The organism is Nocardioides convexus (assembly GCF_011090295.1).
This window is the reverse complement of the sequence record NZ_JAAMYA010000001.1, coordinates 163,699-181,141: the sequence shown is the minus strand read 5'-3', so window position 1 is coordinate 181,141 and position 17,443 is coordinate 163,699. Positions and strand designations below refer to the sequence as shown.

Annotated in this window: 18 protein-coding genes, 5 pseudogenes and 1 riboswitch; of the genes and pseudogenes, 13 read left to right on the top strand and 10 right to left on the bottom strand. The window is 73.1% G+C overall.

The window, feature by feature from the left end; genetic code table 11:
• Positions 1-1,161: 1,161 nt before the first annotated feature.
• The 3 genes and pseudogenes from G5V59_RS01335 to G5V59_RS01325 form a co-directional block, all read left to right on the top strand.
• Positions 1,162-1,215 (top strand): annotated as a pseudogene (locus G5V59_RS01335) (hypothetical protein); the annotation flags it as partial.
• Positions 1,216-1,258: 43 nt separating this feature from the next.
• Positions 1,259-2,791 carry a universal stress protein gene (locus G5V59_RS01330; RefSeq protein ID WP_278255329.1) on the top strand — a complete coding sequence of 511 codons (1,533 nt, stop codon included), beginning with the start codon at positions 1,259-1,261 and terminating at the stop codon, positions 2,789-2,791.
• Positions 2,730-3,416 (top strand): universal stress protein, encoded by a 687-nt coding sequence (locus tag G5V59_RS01325; RefSeq protein ID WP_278255328.1) that lies wholly within the window; start codon positions 2,730-2,732, stop codon positions 3,414-3,416. Before G5V59_RS01330 ends, G5V59_RS01325 begins: the two co-directional genes overlap by 62 nt.
• 60 nt (positions 3,417-3,476) lie before the next feature.
• On the opposite strand, the gene G5V59_RS01320 is transcribed toward G5V59_RS01325, so the two are convergent.
• Both G5V59_RS01320 and G5V59_RS01315 read right to left on the bottom strand, forming a co-directional pair.
• Complete coding sequence (locus tag G5V59_RS01320) at positions 3,477-4,286, bottom strand: hypothetical protein (protein ID WP_278255327.1); 810 nt, start codon at positions 4,284-4,286, stop codon at positions 3,477-3,479.
• Complete coding sequence (locus G5V59_RS01315; protein WP_278255326.1) at positions 4,223-5,170, bottom strand: SDR family NAD(P)-dependent oxidoreductase; 948 nt, start codon at positions 5,168-5,170, stop codon at positions 4,223-4,225. Before G5V59_RS01315 ends, G5V59_RS01320 begins: the two co-directional genes overlap by 64 nt.
• Positions 5,171-5,269: 99 nt before the next feature.
• Positions 5,270-5,363: riboswitch (glycine riboswitch) on the top strand.
• A 150-nt stretch (positions 5,364-5,513) separates the two neighbouring features.
• Here G5V59_RS01315 and gcvT point away from each other — a divergent pair.
• The 4 pseudogenes from gcvT to G5V59_RS35435 all read left to right on the top strand — a co-directional run bounded on the left by gcvT (position 5,514) and on the right by G5V59_RS35435 (position 9,681).
• Positions 5,514-6,639, top strand: a pseudogene (gene gcvT / locus G5V59_RS35440) (glycine cleavage system aminomethyltransferase GcvT).
• Between the two features lie 29 nt (positions 6,640-6,668).
• A pseudogene (gene gcvH, locus G5V59_RS01300) lies at positions 6,669-7,023 on the top strand (glycine cleavage system protein GcvH).
• Positions 7,023-8,289: pseudogene (gene glyA / locus G5V59_RS01295) on the top strand (serine hydroxymethyltransferase); the annotation flags it as partial. The pseudogenes gcvH and glyA, both read left to right, overlap by 1 nt.
• A 12-nt stretch (positions 8,290-8,301) precedes the next feature.
• A pseudogene (locus G5V59_RS35435) lies at positions 8,302-9,681 on the top strand (L-serine ammonia-lyase).
• Positions 9,682-9,686: 5 nt separating this feature from the next.
• Here G5V59_RS35435 and G5V59_RS01265 read toward each other — a convergent pair.
• The 5 genes from G5V59_RS01265 to G5V59_RS01245 all read right to left on the bottom strand — a co-directional run bounded on the left by G5V59_RS01265 (position 9,687) and on the right by G5V59_RS01245 (position 12,492).
• Positions 9,687-10,133, bottom strand: coding sequence for a 2Fe-2S iron-sulfur cluster-binding protein (locus G5V59_RS01265; RefSeq protein WP_341350811.1), 447 nt, complete (start codon positions 10,131-10,133; stop codon positions 9,687-9,689).
• 44 nt (positions 10,134-10,177) lie between these two features.
• A complete protein-coding gene (locus tag G5V59_RS01260; protein ID WP_278255324.1) occupies positions 10,178-10,387 on the bottom strand; it encodes a hypothetical protein in 210 nt (69 codons plus the stop codon).
• Positions 10,368-10,730: a molybdopterin cofactor-binding domain-containing protein gene (locus G5V59_RS01255; protein ID WP_278255323.1), complete on the bottom strand. Its 363-nt coding sequence runs from the start codon at positions 10,728-10,730 to the stop codon at positions 10,368-10,370. Before G5V59_RS01255 ends, G5V59_RS01260 begins: the two co-directional genes overlap by 20 nt.
• Positions 10,731-11,224: 494 nt before the next feature.
• Positions 11,225-11,455 carry a molybdopterin cofactor-binding domain-containing protein gene (locus G5V59_RS01250; RefSeq protein WP_278259560.1) on the bottom strand — a complete coding sequence of 77 codons (231 nt, stop codon included), beginning with the start codon at positions 11,453-11,455 and terminating at the stop codon, positions 11,225-11,227.
• A 53-nt stretch (positions 11,456-11,508) separates the two neighbouring features.
• On the bottom strand, positions 11,509-12,492 hold the full coding sequence (locus tag G5V59_RS01245) for a hypothetical protein (RefSeq protein WP_278255322.1): 984 nt from the start codon (positions 12,490-12,492) through the stop codon (positions 11,509-11,511).
• A 169-nt stretch (positions 12,493-12,661) separates the two neighbouring features.
• On the opposite strand from G5V59_RS01245, the gene G5V59_RS01240 reads away from it, so the two are divergent.
• Both G5V59_RS01240 and G5V59_RS01235 read left to right on the top strand, forming a co-directional pair.
• On the top strand, positions 12,662-13,582 hold the full coding sequence (locus G5V59_RS01240) for a hypothetical protein (protein WP_278255321.1): 921 nt from the start codon (positions 12,662-12,664) through the stop codon (positions 13,580-13,582).
• Positions 13,552-14,067 (top strand): GGDEF domain-containing protein, encoded by a 516-nt coding sequence (locus G5V59_RS01235; protein WP_341351115.1) that lies wholly within the window; start codon positions 13,552-13,554, stop codon positions 14,065-14,067. The genes G5V59_RS01240 and G5V59_RS01235 overlap by 31 nt, the downstream gene beginning before the upstream one ends.
• A 35-nt stretch (positions 14,068-14,102) precedes the next feature.
• Here G5V59_RS01235 and G5V59_RS01230 read toward each other — a convergent pair whose 3' ends face one another.
• Positions 14,103-14,633, bottom strand: coding sequence for a TetR/AcrR family transcriptional regulator (locus G5V59_RS01230; protein WP_278255320.1), 531 nt, complete (start codon positions 14,631-14,633; stop codon positions 14,103-14,105).
• A gap of 53 nt (positions 14,634-14,686) precedes the next feature.
• Between G5V59_RS01230 and G5V59_RS01225 the strand changes: the two genes are divergently transcribed.
• Genes G5V59_RS01225 through G5V59_RS01210 form a run of 4 tightly spaced genes read left to right on the top strand, consistent with a single transcriptional unit; the run spans position 14,687 to position 16,773 of the window.
• Positions 14,687-14,824, top strand: coding sequence for a hypothetical protein (locus tag G5V59_RS01225; protein ID WP_278255319.1), 138 nt, complete (start codon positions 14,687-14,689; stop codon positions 14,822-14,824).
• Complete coding sequence (locus tag G5V59_RS01220; RefSeq protein ID WP_278255318.1) at positions 14,814-15,293, top strand: hypothetical protein; 480 nt, start codon at positions 14,814-14,816, stop codon at positions 15,291-15,293. The genes G5V59_RS01225 and G5V59_RS01220 overlap by 11 nt, the downstream gene beginning before the upstream one ends.
• Complete coding sequence (locus tag G5V59_RS01215; RefSeq protein ID WP_341350810.1) at positions 15,209-15,553, top strand: oxygenase MpaB family protein; 345 nt, start codon at positions 15,209-15,211, stop codon at positions 15,551-15,553. Before G5V59_RS01220 ends, G5V59_RS01215 begins: the two co-directional genes overlap by 85 nt.
• Positions 15,502-16,773: an acyl-CoA dehydrogenase family protein gene (locus G5V59_RS01210; RefSeq protein WP_278255316.1), complete on the top strand. Its 1,272-nt coding sequence runs from the start codon at positions 15,502-15,504 to the stop codon at positions 16,771-16,773. Before G5V59_RS01215 ends, G5V59_RS01210 begins: the two co-directional genes overlap by 52 nt.
• 49 nt (positions 16,774-16,822) lie before the next feature.
• Here G5V59_RS01210 and G5V59_RS01205 read toward each other — a convergent pair whose 3' ends face one another.
• Positions 16,823-17,224 (bottom strand): EAL domain-containing protein, encoded by a 402-nt coding sequence (locus G5V59_RS01205; RefSeq protein WP_278255315.1) that lies wholly within the window; start codon positions 17,222-17,224, stop codon positions 16,823-16,825.
• Positions 17,200-17,379: a hypothetical protein gene (locus G5V59_RS01200; protein WP_278255314.1), complete on the bottom strand. Its 180-nt coding sequence runs from the start codon at positions 17,377-17,379 to the stop codon at positions 17,200-17,202. The genes G5V59_RS01205 and G5V59_RS01200 overlap by 25 nt, the downstream gene beginning before the upstream one ends.
• Positions 17,380-17,443 lie beyond the last annotated feature (64 nt).

Genomic DNA, 17,443 nt, shown 5'->3' with positions numbered 1-17,443 from the left:
ACCGGGTGATCGCGCTGCCGGCACCGGTCCCCACTCCCCAGCCCGACGCGGTCGGCTCCGTGCCGGCCCCGCGCCCCGCGCCGGATCCGGTCGCCGTCGTACCCGCAGCGTCCGGTGAGCGTCGCGCCCTCGCCGGTGCGGCGATGATCGGCGCGCTCGCGTCCGCCTCCGGGGTCGCGCTCACCGCGACCGCGGGCTGGCTGATCGTGCAGGCGTCCACCCGCCCCGCCGTGCTCACCCTGCTGGTCGCGGTCGTGGGCGTGCGCGCCTTCGGCCTCGCCCGTCCGGTCCTGCGCTACGTGGAGCGGCTGCGTGCGCACGACGCCGCGCTACGGCTCCTCGCCCGCCGCCGTGTCGAGGTGTACGACGCCCTGGTGCCTCTCGTCCCGGCACGTCTCGGCCGGCGGCGCGGCGACCTGCTGACCTCGGTCGTCGACGACGTCGACAGCGTGGTCGACCGGCAGCCTGCGCGTCCGCCTCCCGCTGGTCCGAGCTCGGGCTGGTGACGCTGCTCGCGGCGGTCGTCGCCGCCTTCCTGGAGCCGGCCGCCGCCCTCGTCGTCCTCGGGTTCGGCCTCGCGACGGCCGCCGCTCACCTGGTCGCCCGGCACGGTGCCCGGACTGCCGAACGCCGGCTGGTCGAACTGCGGGCGGCGCTCTCCGGCAGCGTCGTCGACGCCCTGCAGACCGGCGAGGAGCCTCCGGATGTGGCAACGGTCCGTGCCGGCCGCCGACCGGGTCACCGAGGTCAGCGCACGCCTCGGCTCGCTCACCGTCACCACCGCCGCGTGGCTGGCTCTGGCGCGAGCGCTCGTGCTGACGGCGGGTGGTGCCGCCGTCGCCGGGACGGCCCTGCTCACCGCCGGGGCCCTCGGGACCGGGGCGATCAGCGGACCGGTGATGGCGCTGCTGGTCCTGCTCCCCCTCGCCCTGACCGACGTCGCGCTGCCCTGCGCCGACGCAGGCGTTATCGCTGCCCGGACCGAGGCTGCCGAGGTCCGGTTGGACGCCCTCGAGCACACGCCGCCCGCCGTCGTCGACGTCCCGGGCCGCACGAACCCCACGAGCAGCCACGTGGAGCTTTGCCGGCCTGCAGGCTCGATGGGACGTCCGCGCGCCGGCCACCTCCCCCGTCACCCTCGACCTCGCGCCGGGCGATCGCGTGGCACTCGTGGGTGCGTCCGGGAGCGGCAAGAGCACCGTCGCCGCCGTGCTGCTCCGCTTCCTCGACCCGTGGGGCGGGTCGGCACGGGTGGGAGGTGCGGAGCCTGACCGACACCGCACCCGACGAGGTACGCCGGACGGTCGGCCTGGTCGACGACCAGCCGCACGTGTTCGCCACGACCCTGCTCGAGAACGTGCGCCTCGCCCGTCCCGACGCCGCGGACGCCGAGGTCGAGGACGCGCTGCGCGCGGCGTGCCTGGGCGATTGGCTCGGCGGGCTTCCCGACGGCCTGCACACGTGGCTGGGAGCCGGCCACGCCGGGGTGTCAGGAGGAGAGCGTGCCCGGATCGGGGTCGCGCGCTCGTTCCTCGCCGCCCATCCCGTGCTGGTCCTCGACGAGCCCACGGCCCACCTCGACCACGCCACGGCGGAGCGGCTCGCCCACGAGGTGATGACCGGGCAGCGCAGCCGGTCGGTCCTCTGGATCACCCACGGCACGGCTGGGCGCGGCCTGGTCGACCGGACCGTCGAGCCTGACCGGCCCGGGCGCGAGGGCCGAAGGTCCTACCGGCTAGAGGGCCTCGGCCCGTGTCGGCCGGCCCGGGCGGAGCCGGAGGCTGGAGCCATGACCACCTCCATCAACCCCAGCAGCGTCGTCGTCGCCACCGATGGCTCGGAGGACGCGACCCGTGCGGCCCACTGGGCCGCCGAGCAGGCCTTCCTCGAGCGACGGCCGCTCGTCGTCGTCACCGCCACCGGAGCGCCACAGGCCCCCTTGCCGTCGTGGGGCGGGATCGGCTCCGGGTACCCACCGACCGTGGACGACCTCGTCGAGCACGGCCGGTCCGTTGCCGAGGACGCCCTTGCCGTCGTCCGGAACCTCCGCCCCGGCCTGGAGACGTCCACCAAGGTGCTCGTGGGCGACCCGCGCCAGGTGCTCGTCGACCTGTCCCGGCAGGCGCACGCCCTCGTGCTGGGCTCGCGCGGGCGCGGCCGCTTCCGCAGCAAGGTGCTCGGCTCGGTCAGTGCGACGGTGAGTCGCGACGCCGCCTGCACGGTCTTCGTCTGCCGACCCCCCGCCCGCGCCCAGGCCCCCACGCGGGGGTCCTCGTCGGCGCCGACGGCACGCCCGAGTCGCTGCCGGTCATCGAGCCTCGCCTTCCACCAGGCCTCGCTGCTCGACCTTCCGCTGACCGTCGTGCACTGCGTGTGGGACCAGGTGGCCGCCCTGCTCGGACCGGGCCTGGTCTCGCCCCAGGAGGCCGGGCTCGAGGAGCAGCGCCTGCTGCTCTCGGAGAGCGTCGCCGGGATGTGCGCGAAGTTCCCGGAGGTCAGCACCGACCTGCGCGTGGGCCGCGGGCTGGCCGAGGAGCTCCTCGCCGCCGACACCGACGGCTGGAACCTGCTCGTGGTAGGCCGGCACCCGGTCGACACGTTGCTCCGCCTCGTCACCGGGTCGGTCGCCGTCTCCGTCATCGAGCGCGCCCGCACCACCGTCGCCGTCGTCCCCGAGGCGGACCCGGCCGGTCCCGTCGCCTCCGACGACGAGAGCCTGAGGGGACGGGATGAGCAGCCGCATCCGCCCGGGCACCATCGTCGTCGGCGCCGACGGGTCCAAGCACAGTGATCGTGCCCTGCGCTGGGCGGGCCGGCAGGCCCTCCTCGAGCGGCGCCCGCTGGTGGTCGTCACGACCGAGGAGAGCACCGCGTTCCGGGTCAACGCCGCCGCCGTCCACGCGGTGCACGAGTTCTTCCCGGGCGTGGAGGTCAGCGGCGTCCGAGCGGCGGGCGACCCGCGGACCGTGCTCGTCGAGCCTGACCCAGGACGCGCACCTGCTGGTCATCGGCTCGCGCGGGCGCGGATCCGTGCGCAGCGCGCTGCTCGGCTCCGTCAGTGCCTCGGTGAGCCGGCACGCCCTGTGCCCCGTCGTCGTGTGCCGCCCCCGCGCGGAGGAGCAGGCCCGCCAGGGCGTCCTCGTCGCGGCCGACGCCAGCGAGACCTCGCTGCCCGTCATCGAGTTCGCTTTCGAGCAGGCGTCCCTGCACGGCCAGCCACTCACCGCCGTCCACTGCGTGTGGGACGTGACCGCCGCTGTCGCCGGCCTGCGCAACGTCCAGGCTGGCGGGTGCCGACCTCGGAGCCGGCGACGAGGCCCACCTCGCCCTTGCCGAGTCGCTGGCCGGCTTCGCCGCGAAGTACCCCGACGTGCCCGTCACCCAGCGCGTCAACCACGGCCTGGTCGACGACGTGATCGGCTCGCGCACCGGCGCCTGGGACCTCGTGGTCGTCGGCCGCCACCCCCTCGACAGCGTCAGCCGGCTCGTGATCGGATCCATCGCCACGGCGGTGACCGAGCGCGCTCAGACCAACGTCGCCGTCGTACCGGTCGACCGGGAGCAGGCTCCCGGCGTGACCGGGGTCGCCGGCCGGGCCCGGTCGTGGTCCACGAGCGGGCACTCGGCGGCCCGTCACCAGGGCGAGGGCGCGTAGTCCTTGAGGAAGCAGCCGTAGACGTCCTCGCCCGCCTCGCCGCGCACGATCGGGTCGTAGACCCGGGCGGCGCCGTCGACCAGGTCGAGCGGTGCGTGCCAGCCCTCGGCGGCGATCCGCAGGCTTCTCGTGGTGCGGGCGCTCGTCGGTGATCCAGCCGGTGTCGACGGCGGTCATCAGGATCTTGTCGGTCTCGAACATCTCCCCCGAGGAGGTGCGGGTCATCATGTTGAGCGCGGCCTTGGCCATGTTGGTGTGCGGGTGCCCGGCGCCCTTGTAGCGGCGGGAGAACTGACCCTCCATCGCCGAGACGTTGACGACGTAGGCCCGGCGCGCGCCGTTCTGGACCGCCGCGCGCAGCGCGGGCCGGAGCCGGGAGTTGATGAGGAAGGGCGCGATCGAGTTGCAGAACTGCACCTCGAGCAGACTCCAGCGGGTCCACCTCGTCGAGCACCTGGGTCCAGGAGTTGTTGTCCTGGATGTCGGGGATCAGGCCGCCGGCGTCCACGGCCGTGCCGGCCAGGTGCGCCTCCAGCGAGGCACCGCCGGCCTTGAGGGCCAGCGCCGTCATGGTGGCGGCGTTGTGCGCGGCGATCGCCGAGGCCGGCGACTCGCCCTCGTGGTGCGCCACGGCGTGCGCCTCCAGGGCACCGGCGATGGCGGCCGGGTGCGCCTCGGAGATCCGGTCGAAGGTGACCATCTCGGGCGACTCGATGCCCGTGGGCAGCGGCGCCACTCGCCCTCGGTGAGGTGCGAGTAGGCGCCGGGGAGGCGTCGTACGGTCTGGCAGGCGTTGTTGATGATGATGTCGAGCGGACCGTCGGCGGCGACGTCGTCGGTCAGCGAGATCACCTGGGTGGGGTCGCGCAGGTCGATGCCGACCACCTTGAGCCGGTGCAGCCAGTCGGCGGAGTCCTCCATCGCGGCGAACCGGCGCACCGCGTCCTTGGGAAAGCGGGTGGTGATCGTGGTGTGCGCGCCGTCGCGGAGCAGGCGCAGGGCGATGTACATCCCGATCTTGGCGCGGCCGCCGGTGAGCAGGGCACGCTTGCCCGTCAGGTCGGTGCGCTGGTCGCGCTTGGCGTGGCTCATCGCGGCGCAGCGCGGGCACAGCCAGTGGTAGAACGCGTCGACGAGGGTGAAGTCCTCCTTGCAGATGTAGCACCCGCGCGCGGTGATCAGGCTCACCGGCGAAGGCGCCCTGAGCGGTCGAGACCAGCGGGATCCCGGCGGTCTCGTCGTCGATCCGCATCCGGGATCCGGTCGCGGTCCTCTCGATGATCTCCTGGTCGTGGCGCTGTCGCTCCTGCCGGATCTCGGCACGCCGCGACTTCTTGATCGGCTTTGTACATGTACGACGCCGCGCGCTTCATCGTCCGCACGTCGTCGTGGTCGGGGTGGAGCTCGGGGATCTGGCGGAGCACCTTGATCGCGATCGCCAGGCTCGTCGGGGTCGATGCGCGAGATCGGCTCGGTGATCGGCTCGGTGATCGGGTCGGGCTCGGGGTGGGGCACCGGTGGATCGTACGCGGCCGACACGCCCGGCGCGCGACCGGCGTTGACCGGCCGGGGTGCGCTGCCTAGGCTCGGCGCCACAACCGAAGATCGCGCTGTCGACACCCAGCGGGAGAGACCCGGCCACCGAGCCGGGCGCCGAAGGAGCAAATCTCCCCACGAATCTCTCAGGCACCCTGACCGCTGGGACGAGGCGAACTCTGGAAAGACGGGACCCTCGCGTCCCGCACCCACGGTGCAAGCCGCCCCCGGGCGGTGAAGCTCTCAGGTACCGATGACAGAGCGGGGAGGCCATCCGACCTCGACCCGGCTGCTGCCGTGGTCCCCTCCAGGAGCCTCCCGCATGACATCGACGACCTCGACGACCCTGTCCCGACCGACCCCGCTGGACGACGTCCACCGCGCCCTCGGCGCCTCCTTCACCGACTTCGCCGGCTGGCGGATGCCGGTGCGCTACGACTCCGAGCTCGCCGAGCACCACGCGGTCCGTACCGCCGCCGGCCTCTTCGACCTCACCCACATGGGCGAGATCGAGGTCACCGGGCCCGAGGCCGGCGCCGCGCTCGACCACGCGCTCACCGGGCGCCCGTCCGCGATCGGCGTCGGCCGGGCGCGCTACACGATGATCTGCGCCGAGGACGGCGGCATCGTCGACGACCTGGTCGTCTACCGCCTCGCCGAGGAGCACTTCCTCGTGGTCGCCAACGCGAGCAACGTCGCCGTGGTGGCACCGGAGATCGCCGCCCGCGCCCACGGGTACGACGCGGAGGTCCGCGACACGTCCGCCGACTGGGCGCTGCTGGCGGTCCAGGGCCCGCTCGCCGCCGGCATCGTGGCGGGGCTGACCGAGCTCGACGTCCCGTCGCTGAGGTACTACGCCATCACCGCCGGGTCCCTGGCCGGCGTGGACGTGCTGCTGGCCCGCACCGGCTACACCGGCGAGGACGGCTTCGAGGTCTACTGCCGCCCGGTCGACGCCGCCGCCGTGTGGAGCGCGCTGTGGGGGGCCGGCGAGCCGCAGGGCCTGGTCCCGGCCGGTCTGGCTTGCCGCGACACCTTGCGCCTGGAGGCGGGGATGCCGCTCTACGGCCAGGAGCCTGAGCCGCGCCAGCACGCCCGACGAGGCGAACCTGGGCCGGGTCGTGGACCTCGACAAGCCGGCCGGCTTCGTCGGCGAGGCCGCACTGCGCGAGCGCCGGGCCGCGGGTCCGCGGCACCTGCTCGTGGGACTGGTCGCGACCGGGCGCCGGGCCCCGCGGGCGGGCTACCCGGTGCTCGACCCCGCCACCGGCGAGCAGGTCGGCACCGTGACCAGCGGCGCGCCCTCCCCCACCCTGGGCACGCCGGTGGCGCTCGCCGCCGTGCGGCCGGACCTCGCCGCAGCCGGCACCCGGCTGGCGGTGTCCCTGCGCGGCACCCCCGTGGACGCCGAGGTCGTCGCCCTGCCCTTCTACACCCGCACCCGTTGAGGAGCACGTCGTGAGCAACCCCACCGAGTCTGAAGTACACCGCCGAGCACGAGTGGCTCGCCGTCGACGGCGACACCGCGCGCGTCGGCATCACCGCCTTCGCCGCCGACGCCCTCGGCGACGTCGTGTACGTCGACCTGCCCACCCCCGGCCACACCGTCACGGCCGGCGAGGCCTGCGGCGAGCCTGGAGTCCACCAAGTCCGTCAGCGACCTGTATGCCCCGGTCACCGGGGAGGTGCTCGAGGTCAACGCGGCCGTCGACGCCGACCCGAGCCTGGTCAACAGCGACCCGTTCGGCGAGGGCTGGCTGTTCGTGGTGCGCTTCGCCGCGGCCGGCGACCTGCTCGACGCGGCCGCCTACGACGCACTCGTGGCGCAGTGATGGGCCGCGCGCTGGACGAGCCGCTGGCGTCGTACGACCCGCAGGTGCACGCCGCGATCGGTGCCGAGCCTGGCCCGGCAGCAGGACACGCTGGTGTCGATCGCCTCGGAGAACTCCGCACCGGTCGCGGTGATGGAGGCGCAGGGCTCGGTCCTCACCAACAAGTACGCCGAGGGCTATCCCGGGCGCCGCTACTACGGCGGCTGCGAGCACGTCGACGTCATCGAGCAAACTCGCCATCGACCGGGTGAAGGCGCTCTTCGGCGCCGAGGCCGCCAACGTGCAGCCGCACTCGGGCGCGCAGGCCAACGCCGCCGCGATGTCCGCGCTGCTCCAGCCCGGCGACACGATCCTCGGCCTCGACCTCGCGCACGGCGGGCACCTCACGCACGGGATGCGGCTCAACTTCTCCGGCCGGCTCTACAACGTCGCGGCCTACCACGTGGACGACACCGACCACCGCGTCGACATGGCCGAGGTCGAGCGGCTGGCCCTGGAGCACCGGCCGTCGCTGATCGTGGCCGGCTGGTCGGCGTACCCGCGCCACCTGGACTTCGCCGAGTTCCGCCGCATCGCGGACCTGGTCGGCGCCCACCTCATGGTCGACATGGCGCACTTCGCCGGTCTCGTCGCGGCGGGCCTGCACCCGAGCCCGGTGCCCTATGCCGACGTCGTCACCACGACGACCCACAAGACGCTCGGCGGCCCGCGTGGCGGGGTGATCCTCAGCCGCGCCGGCCTCGCGAAGCGGATCGACAGCGCGGTCTTCCCCGGCCAGCAGGGCGGCCCGCTGGAGCACGTCGTGGCCGCCAAGGCGGTGGGCTTCAAGATGGCCGCCTCCGCGGAGTTCGCCGAGCGCCAGCAGCGCACCCTCGACGGGGCCCGTGTCCTCGCGGCCAAGGCTGGGCTCGGAGCGGATGCGCGAGGCCGGCATCATCGTGCTGACCGGCGGCACCGACGTGCACCTGGTGCTGGTGGACCTGCGCGACTCCGAGACTCGACGGGCGGCAGGCCGAGGACCGCCTGCACGCGATCGGGCTGACGGTCAACCGCAACGCGGTGCCCTTCGACCCGCGTCCGCCGATGATCACCTCCGGGCTGCGGATCGGCACGCCCGCGCTGGCCACCCGCGGCTTCGGGCCCGAGGAGTTCGCCGCCGTCGGCGACATCATCGCCACCGCGCTGACCCGCACCCCGTCGGCGGACCTGACGGCGGCACTGGCCGGACGCGTCTCCGCGCTGGCGAAGCGCTTCCCCCTCTACCCGGAGCCTGACCGGATGGCGCTGAGCACCTTCGACCTCTACTCGATCGGCATCGGGCCGTCCTCCTCGCACACGGTCGGCCCGATGCGGGCCGCCGCGCTGTTCGCGCACGGCCTGGCGCACGAGCCGCAGGTCGCCCGCGTGCGTGCGGAGCCTGTTCGGCTCGCTCGGCGCCACCGGTCACGGGCACGGCTCGGTCAAGGCGGTCGTCCTCGGCCTGCAGGGCGACGACCCCGCCACCACCGACACCAGCACGTACGACGCCCGGGTGGCCGCGATCCACGAGCAGCAGGAGCCTGACGCTCCCCGACGGCCGGCTGATCAGGCTTCACCACCGACGACGTCGTTCTGCACCGGCGCCGCTCGCTGCCGGCCCACCCGAACGGCATGGTCTTCACGGCGTACGACGCCGCGGGGGACGTGCTGCGCGCCCGCACCTACTACTCGGTGGGTGGGGGCTTCGTGGTCGACGACGACCGGATCGGCGCCGACCGGGTGGTCGAGGACGACACCGTGCTCCCCCACCCGTTCACCACCGGCGCCGAGCCTGCTGGCGGTCTGCGAGCGGACCGGGCTGCGGATCTCCGACGTGATGCTCGCCAACGAGCCTGACCTGGCACACGGAGGCCGAGGTGCGCGCCGGGCTGCTCGACATCTGGCGGGTGATGGTGGAGTGCGTCGAGGAGGGCTGTGCCCGCGACGGCGTGCTGCCGGGCGGGTTGAAGGTCCCCCGCCGGGCACCGCGGCTGCGCGCGGACCTCCGGGCACGCGGTGGGCGCGACCCGCTCGACGTGCTGGACTGGGTGAACCTGTTCGCCCTCGCGGTCAACGAGCAGAACGCTTCCGGCGGCCGGGTGGTCACCGCGCCCACCAACGGCGCGGCCGGGATCGTCCCGGCGGTGCTGCACTACTGGGTGCGCTTCGTGGCGCCCGGGCTGAGCGAGACCGAGCGCGACGACGGCATCGTCCGCTTCCTGCTGACCGGAGCGGCGATCGGCATCCTCGCCAAGACCAACGCCTCGATCTCCGGTGCCGAGGTCGGCTGCCAGGGCGAGGTCGGCTCCGCCTGCGCGATGGCCGCCGCCGCGCTGTGCGAGCCTGATCGGCGGCACTCCCGAGCAGGTCGAGAACGCCGCCGAGGTGGGCATCGAGCACAACCTCGGCCTGACCTGCGACCCGATCGGTGGACTCGTCCAGATCCCCTGCATCGAGCGCAACGCCATCGCCTCGGTGAAGGCCATCAACGCCGCCCGGCTCGCCTGTCACGGCAACGGCTCGCACAAGGTCAGCCTCGACAAGGCGCTGCGCACGATGCGCGACACCGGGCGCGACATGCACACCAAGTACAAGGAGACCTCGCGCGGCGGCCTCGCCGTCAACGTGATCGAGTGCTGAGGGGCTCAGCCCATCGCCGCCTCGCCGGTGCGCACCGCCTCGCGGATCCGCGAGTAGGTCCCGCACCGGCACACGTTGCGGATGGAGTCCAGGTCGTCCTCGGTGATCGAGCGGCCCTCGGCCCGCACCTTGTTGACCAGGGCGACCGCGGCCATGATCTGGCCGGGCTGGCAGTAGCCGCACTGGGCGACGTCGTGCTCGAGCCAGGCGTCCTGCATCGGGTGCAGGCCGTCGCCGGGGGTGGTGCCGGCGAGCCCCTCGATGGTGGTGATCTCGTCGTCGGCGGAGAGCGCGTCGACCCGCACCGAGCAGGGGTTGAACGCCTTGCCGTTGATGTGCGACGTACAGGCCTTGCAGACGTTGATCCCGCAGCCGTACTTCGGGCCGGTCACCCCGAGGACGTCGCGGAGCACCCACAGGATGCGGACGTCGTCCTCGACGTCGACGGTCACGGTCTCGCCGTTGAGTCTGGAAGGTGTGCTTCGCCATGACGACCTCAGAACGTGTGGCGGAGGCCGTCGGTCGGCGACTCCGGGACGGGCGGGATGAACGACTTGGGCTCGAAGTGCAGCGGGGCCCGGAAGTTGATCGGGAACTCGGTGGGCAGCGTGCCGGTGGCCCGGGCGTAGGCGCAGGCCACGGCGGCCATCGACGCGGCGACACCGGCCTCGCCGACGCCCCCGGGCTCACGGCTCTCCGATGCCATCACCTCGCAGTGGAACTCCAGCGGTGCGTTCCACTGCCGGGTGTACGCCGAGTTGTCCCAGGCTGGCCTCGAGGAAGTGGCCGTCCACGAGGTGGTTGGAGTAGGTCAGCGCCTGGGCCATCCCGTCGGAGAAGCCGCCCATCATCTGCGCCTTCACCCCCTCGGGGTTGATCACCACACCCGCGTCGACCACCACCGTCGCGCGGGTGACCCGCGGCCCGGTGACCGCGTCGCGGACCTTGCGGTTGACCGTCTCGGGCCGGCAGTCGATCTCGACGACGACGGCCGTCGCGCCCTTGTACTCCTTGTGGATCGCGATCCCCTGCGCGGTGCCGGCCGGCATCCTCTTGCCCCACTCGCCCAGGCTCCGCGGCGCGGTCGAGCACCCGCTTGACCACCCGGCTCTTGAGATAGGTACGACGGAAGGCGACCGGGTCCTGCCTGAGCCGGGCCGCGACCTGGTCCACCATCAGGCTCGTTGGCGGTGGCGACGTCGGGTGAGTAGATGTTGCGCACCGAGTCTGGTGTTGAACCGGTCCGGCGCGGGGTCCGGCTCGTTGAGCAGGCTGGGTGACGACCCCGAAGTTGTAGGGCAGGCTCCTGGGTGAGCAGGAAGATCGTCTCCGAGAAGCCGAGGTTCGCCAGGCCCGTGGGCAGTGCCGCCACCTCGGCCGTCAGTCGCTCCCCGAGGCCGTGGGTGAAGTCCGTCGGCACGCTGGTGTGCCGCTGCTCGAAGCCTGATGACGCTGCCTGCCAGCACCGTCGCGCGGATCCGCGAGGTCGCCATCGGGTGCACCCGTCCCTGGCGCGGCTCGTCGGCGCGGTGCCACATCGGCTTCACCGGCACACCGAAGGCCTTCGACGCGTGCGCCGCCTCGATGGCCGCGTCGCTGAACAAACTTTGCGGCCGAAGGAGCCGCCGCCCTGCACCACGTTCACGGTCACCCTGTCCTGCGGCATCCCGAGCGCCTTGGCCACCTTGGACTGGGCGTCGATCGGGGACTTGAGCCCGCCCCAGATCGTCGCCCGCCCGGCCCGGACGTCGGCTACCGCGCAGTTGGGCTCCAGCGCCGAACCGCTGCGGAAGTGGAAGGTGAAGGCGCCGTCGACCGAGGTCGCCCCTAGGCTGGGGGACGACGAGCGGGGCTCGGCGCGGCGCAGGCTCGCGCTGGATGTCGTCGGCGTTCTTGCCCGGCACCGTCCCGGCGTTCCACTCCACGTCGAGCGCCCGCACCGCGTCGATGCACTGCCCGAAGGTACGCGCCCGCACGGCCACGCCGGTGGGGATGATCGCGACGTGGGTGACGCCCGGCATCGCGGCGACCGCGGCCCGGTTGCGCACCGAGCGGGCGGTGCCGTTGAGCCCGGGAGCGCGGCAGACCATCGTCGGCAGCGCGTCGGGGACGTCGAGGTCCATCGCGAACTTCTTGCGCCCGGTCACGGCGTCGAGCGCGTCGATCCGGCGCTGCGGCGTACCGACCAGGGTGCGCTCGGAGGCGGTCTTGAGCCGGACCCGCACCTTGGTGGTGCTCGGTGCGGCGGCGGCGCTCGCCACGTCGGCGTACGACACCGACGTCCCGCCGGGCGCGGTGATCACGCCGGCCTTGGTGACCAGCGTGTCCACGAGCGCTCCGAGTCCGGATCGCCGCGGCGTCGAGCAGCGCCTTGCGAGCGACCGCCGCGGCGACCCGCACCGGGGTGTACATCGAGACGATGGTGTTCGAGCCGCCGGTGAGCCTGGTTGAAGAGCAGGCTCCTGGCGGGCCGGAGCCAGCGTGACGTGCACGCGCTCGATCGGCAGGTCCAGGCTCGTCGGCGATCAGCATCGCGATCGCGGTGGTGATCCCCTGCCCGACCTCCATCCGTGGCAGTGCGAAGTGCGCGTCGCCCTGGGCGTCGAGGGTGATCCCGATCAGCCCGGAGGTCGGCAGCGCGCAGTGCGACAGGAAGTCGTTGAGGTCGTAGAGCTCCGGCACCTGCGGCACCGACGGGATCGGCAGCGCCTGGGCCGGGTCCACCCCGACGGTCAGGTCGGCGGCCACCATCAGCGTGGTGCCTCCGACGACGTACCCGACGAACGAGCGCCGGCTGAGTCTGGGCGGCACGCTGCCGCCGCGTTTCTTTCCCCATGGTGCGAACTCCCGAGAGCAGTGAAGGTCGTCACACGCAGCATGGCGCGCGGAGATTGGTCGAAGGTTGGTCCGAAGTCCTCCGATGACGCGCGGAACGGCCGATGGACAGGTACCCGCCCCGCCGACGGAAGTGGAGAGGACCGTGACCGGACGTGCCGTCCGGGCAGCACTGCCCGCGCTCGGCCTCGGCATCGCGTACACGCTCGCGATCCTGGTCGGTCGGAGCACCCGCGTCGACGGCGGCGAGATCTCCCTCGCCTGGCCGGCGGCGGCCGTGGCCGTGCTGTGGGGCCTCTACGCGAGCAGCCTCTCCCGCCGCGCGGCGCTGGCCCACTGGGGCGTGCTCGGCGTGCTGACCTTCGGGGTGAACCTCACCACCGGGGCGAGCCTGTCGCTCGCGACGTGGTTCGTCGGGGTGAACCTCGCCATGGCGGCCGTCGTCACCCTCGTGCTGCGCTACGGCGAGCGCCCGGTCGCGCTGCGCGACCCGGCCGACCTCGGCCGGCTCGTGGTGGCCGTCGCCTGCGGCACCCTGGTCGCGGCAGCGCTCGCGGTCTCCTACTTCGCTCTCACCGGGCACGAGGAGCCTGCGGCAGACCTTCGCGCTCTTCGCCGTCCGCAACGGCGTGGCGGTGCTCACCGGGGTCGCCGTGGCGCTGCGCCTGCTGCAGGCCACCTGGCGCCGTCCGGACCTCACCGGCGCCCGGGTGCTGGAGACCGCCGCCTGCACCGTGGTCGTGGTCTCGGTCTTCGCCCGGGTCTTCTGGTTCAACCCGGGGCTGCCCCTTGCGTTCGCGGTGATGGTGCCCGCGATGTGGGTCTCCCTGCGCTTCTCCACCACGGTCGCCACCGTCTTCCTGCTCGCCGCGGGCTGCTCGATCGTGTGGGCCACCCTGCTCGACCGCGGCGCGCTGCAGGGGGTGACCATCCGCGAGCAGGCGCTGCTCGCCCAGGCGATGGTGGGATGCCTGACCCTGGTCGTGCTCACCCTCGCCCTCTTCCGCGACTCGCGCAACGACCTGATCGGCCAGCCTGCGGCACCTCGCGCTGCACGACCCGCTGACCGGGCTCGCCAACCGCATCCTGCTCACCGAGCGGCTGGACCGGGCGCTGGTCACCGGCGCTGCCGGGACGGTCGGCGTCGTGGTGCTGGACCTCGACGGCTTCAAGATCGTCAACGACGCCTGGGGCCACGACGAGGGCGACCTGCTCCTCGTCGAGATCGCCCGGCGGCTGGTGGCGGTCACGGGTCCGGGCGACACGGTGGCCCGGCTCGGCGGCGACGAGTTCGTGGTGGTGCACCACGCGCTCACCGACCCCACCGAGTCGGGTTCGTGCGCCGAGCGGATCCGCCGCGCGGTGGCCCAGCCCTACGGTCAGGCCGCGGACGCGCCGTACGACCGGATCACGGCGAGCATCGGCACGGCCGTGTCCACCGACGGGTGCACCTCGCGCAGCCTGATCAACCGCGCCGACCAGGCGATGTACGACGCCAAGCGGGCCGGGCGGCTCGATCTCAGAGGCCGGGCAGCACGTTCTGCACGATGACCAGCAGGGACTCGCGCAGCAGCAGGTGCGCCTGCTCACGGGTCAGCGTGCCGGCACGGGACCACTCCCGGATCGTCCCGCGCGCGAGCTCGCCGAAGGCCCGGATCGCCGCCCGGGCCGCGGCATCGGCGGGGTCGCCCCCGACCAGGCTCCAGCACCCGGCCGGCGGCCGGGTCGTGGGCTCCGTCGAGGATCGCCCGCACCTCCGCGTCGTCGCCGATCCCCTCGGCCGCGCCGATCGTCAGGTAGGTCGCGCGCTCCGGGGTGATCGAGCCGAGGAACCAGTGCACGGCCGCGTCCACGCGCTCGGGCAGCGAGCCGGTCGGCAGCGGCACGTCCCCGATCTCGGGCAGCAGCGCGGCGCGTCGTACCACCTCCAGGTAGAGGGCGCGCTTGTCGCCGAAGTAGTGGTTGAGCAGGCCCCGCGCGACGCCCGCAGCAGCGGCGAGCTCGGTGGTGGACACCTCGACGTAGGGGCGCTCGGCGAACAGCCGCTCCGCCGCGAGCAGGATCTGCTCGCGGCGTTGGTCCGGGGACAGCCGCTGGCGGCGGGCGACCTCGCTCATGCGATCGAGCCTATCCTATTGGCAGTGTGCCAATAACGGTCTAGCCTGAGGGCGTGACCAGGCTCCGCCACCACTCCCCGCGGCCCGAGGGTGCGCGACCTCCCCGTGCCCGACGGGTTCGACATGGGCGCGCACGTGTCGGGCATCGGCGCCCACCTCGCCGGCCCGGCCAACGTGATCATGCAGGCTGAGCTGGCCCGGCGTCGGCCACGGCGTGATGAACAGCCGCGTCGACGACGGCTCGGCGATGAAGCGGCCCTTCAAGCGCGGGCGCACCACCTTCACCTACCTCGCCGTGGCGCTGCTCGGCACCGACGCCGAGCGCACGGCCTTCCGCAAGGAGGTCAACCGCCAGCACGCGCAGGTCTACTCGCGCCCCGGCGAGAAGGTCGCGTACAAGGCGATGGATCCGCGGCTGCAGACCTGGGTCGCGGCCTGCCTCTACTACGGCACCGCCGACATGGTCGAGAGGATGCACGGTCCGCTGCCCGAGGCCGAGGCGGACGCGCTCTACGCCCACTGCGCGCGCTTCGGCACCACCCTGCAGATGCCGGCCGAGGCCTGGCCCGCCGACCGTGCCGCCTTCGACGCCTACTGGGAGGAGTCGCTGGCGGAGGTCGACATCGACCCCGACGTGGCGGCGTACCTCCTGCAGGCTGACCACCTTGCGGAACTTCCCCGCGCCGTTCCGGCTGATGGCGCCCTTCCTGGTCTTCGTCACCACCGGCTTCCTGCCGCCGCTGTTCCGCGAGGCGATGGGCCTGTCCTGGACCGCACGCCAGCAGCGCCGCTTCGACCGGTTGCTGCGCGCCGTCGGCCGGCTGGAGCGGGTGCTCCCCCGGCCTCTGCGGATGTTCCCGTTCAACCTGTGGCTCGCCGACATGCGGCTGCGCCGCCGTCTCGGGCGCCCGCTCGTCTGACCCGCCCACCGCGAGAGAGAATCCCATGGACTTCGACCTGCCCGACACCGCCCTCGCCGTTCAGGAGGGCGTGGCCGCCGTTGCTGCCAGGTACGACCACTCCTACTGGTCGCGCTGCGAGGAGGAGCACCGCTTCCCGCGCGAGGTCTTCGACGACCTCGGCCAGGGCGGCTGGTTCGGGCTGTGCGTCCCCGAGGAGTACGGCGGCGGGGGCCAGGGCCTGCTCGAGCCTGGCCGTCGCGAACATGACCCTCTGCGCCTCCGGCGGCGTCGCCGGGACCTTCTTCTACGTCACCACCCCGGGCTTCGGCGCGATGACGCTGACCCGGCACGGCACCGAGGAGCAGAAGCAGCGGATCCTGCCGGGCCTCGCGACCGGCGAGCCTGCAGTTCTGCCTCGCGCTCACCGAGCCCGACGCCGGCAGCAACGCGATCGAGATCACGACCGCCGCCCGCCGCGACGGCGACGAGTTCGTCATCAAGGGCCAGAAGGTCTGGATCTCCAACGTCGAGAACGCCGACTGGATGGTCGCCGTCACCCGGACCATCCCCGCGGCCGAGACCCGCGAGCGGGGGCTGCCGCGCACCGCCGGGTTCACCCTGTTCCTCGTCGACGTCCAGAAGGCGCTCGCCGACGGGACCCTCTCCTACACGCCCATCCCGAAGATGGGCAGCAACATCCTGCACTCGAGCCAGGTCTTCCTCGACGACGTACGGGTGCCGGCCGAGAACGTCATCGGCGAGGTCGACGCCGGCTTCGCCGTCCTGTGGGACGTGCTCAACCCCGAGCGCATCCTTGCCGCGTCCGGCGGCATCGGCACGGCGGACGCCGCGCTGCGCATCGCCAGCGACTACGCCCGCGAGCGCGAGGTCTTCGGCCGCCCCATCGGGGCCAACCAGGGCCTGCAGTTCCCGCTCGCCCAGATCAAGGCGAAGACCGAGACCGGCCGGCTGATGACCTACAAGGCGGCCTGGCTCTTCGACCAGGGCCGGCCCTGCGGCAACGAGGCGAACGTCGCCAAGACTCACCGGCGCCCAGGTCGGCTGGGAGGCCGCCAACCAGGCCTTCCAGACCCTCGGCGGGATGGCCTACTCGAAGGAGTACCCGGTCGAGCGGATCTTCCGCGACGCCCGGATCGCGAAGAACATCCCCGTCGCCGAGGAGCCTGGTCCTCGCCCACATCGGCACCGCGATGCTCGGCCTGCCCAAGTCGTACTGAGCCCGACTGCGCGAGCGCGTCGCTCGTTCCCTGCCTGCGGCCGTGCCGGTCAGCCGACGGGCGCGAGCCCCTGCGCCACGGTGACCAGGTCGGCGGCGGGCACACCGGGGCTGTACCGGTAGCCCTGCACCTCGTCGCAGCCGCGCTCGCGCAGGTACTGCTCCTGCACCTCGGTCTCCACGCCCTCCGCGACGACCGTCATGCCCAGCGCGTGCGCCATCACGATGATGGCGTCCACGATGGCGGCATCGGTGTCGAGGCTGGTGATCTCGGAGATGAAGGACCGGTCGATCTTGATCTTGTCGATGGGGAACTTCGTCAGGTACGCCAGGCTGCTGTAGCCGCGGCCGAAGTCGTCGACCACGATCGTCACGCCGAGGTCGCGCAGCGACTGCAGCATGTCGACGACGTCGCCGTGGTCCTCGATCAGGATGCCCTCGGTGAGCTCCACCTCCAGGCTGCGAGGGGGCGATGCCGGAGCCTGGCGATGGCGTCGGCGATCTCCGCGAGCCAGGCTCTCCCCGCGCAGGCTGGCGCGGCGAGACGTTGACCGCCAGGCGCAGCCGGCGGCCCAGCGCCTCCTGCATCCGGGCGAGGGAGCGGCACGCCGAGCGCAGCACCCAGCCGCCGAGTCCGGTGATCATGCCGCCGTCCTCGGCGACCGGGATGA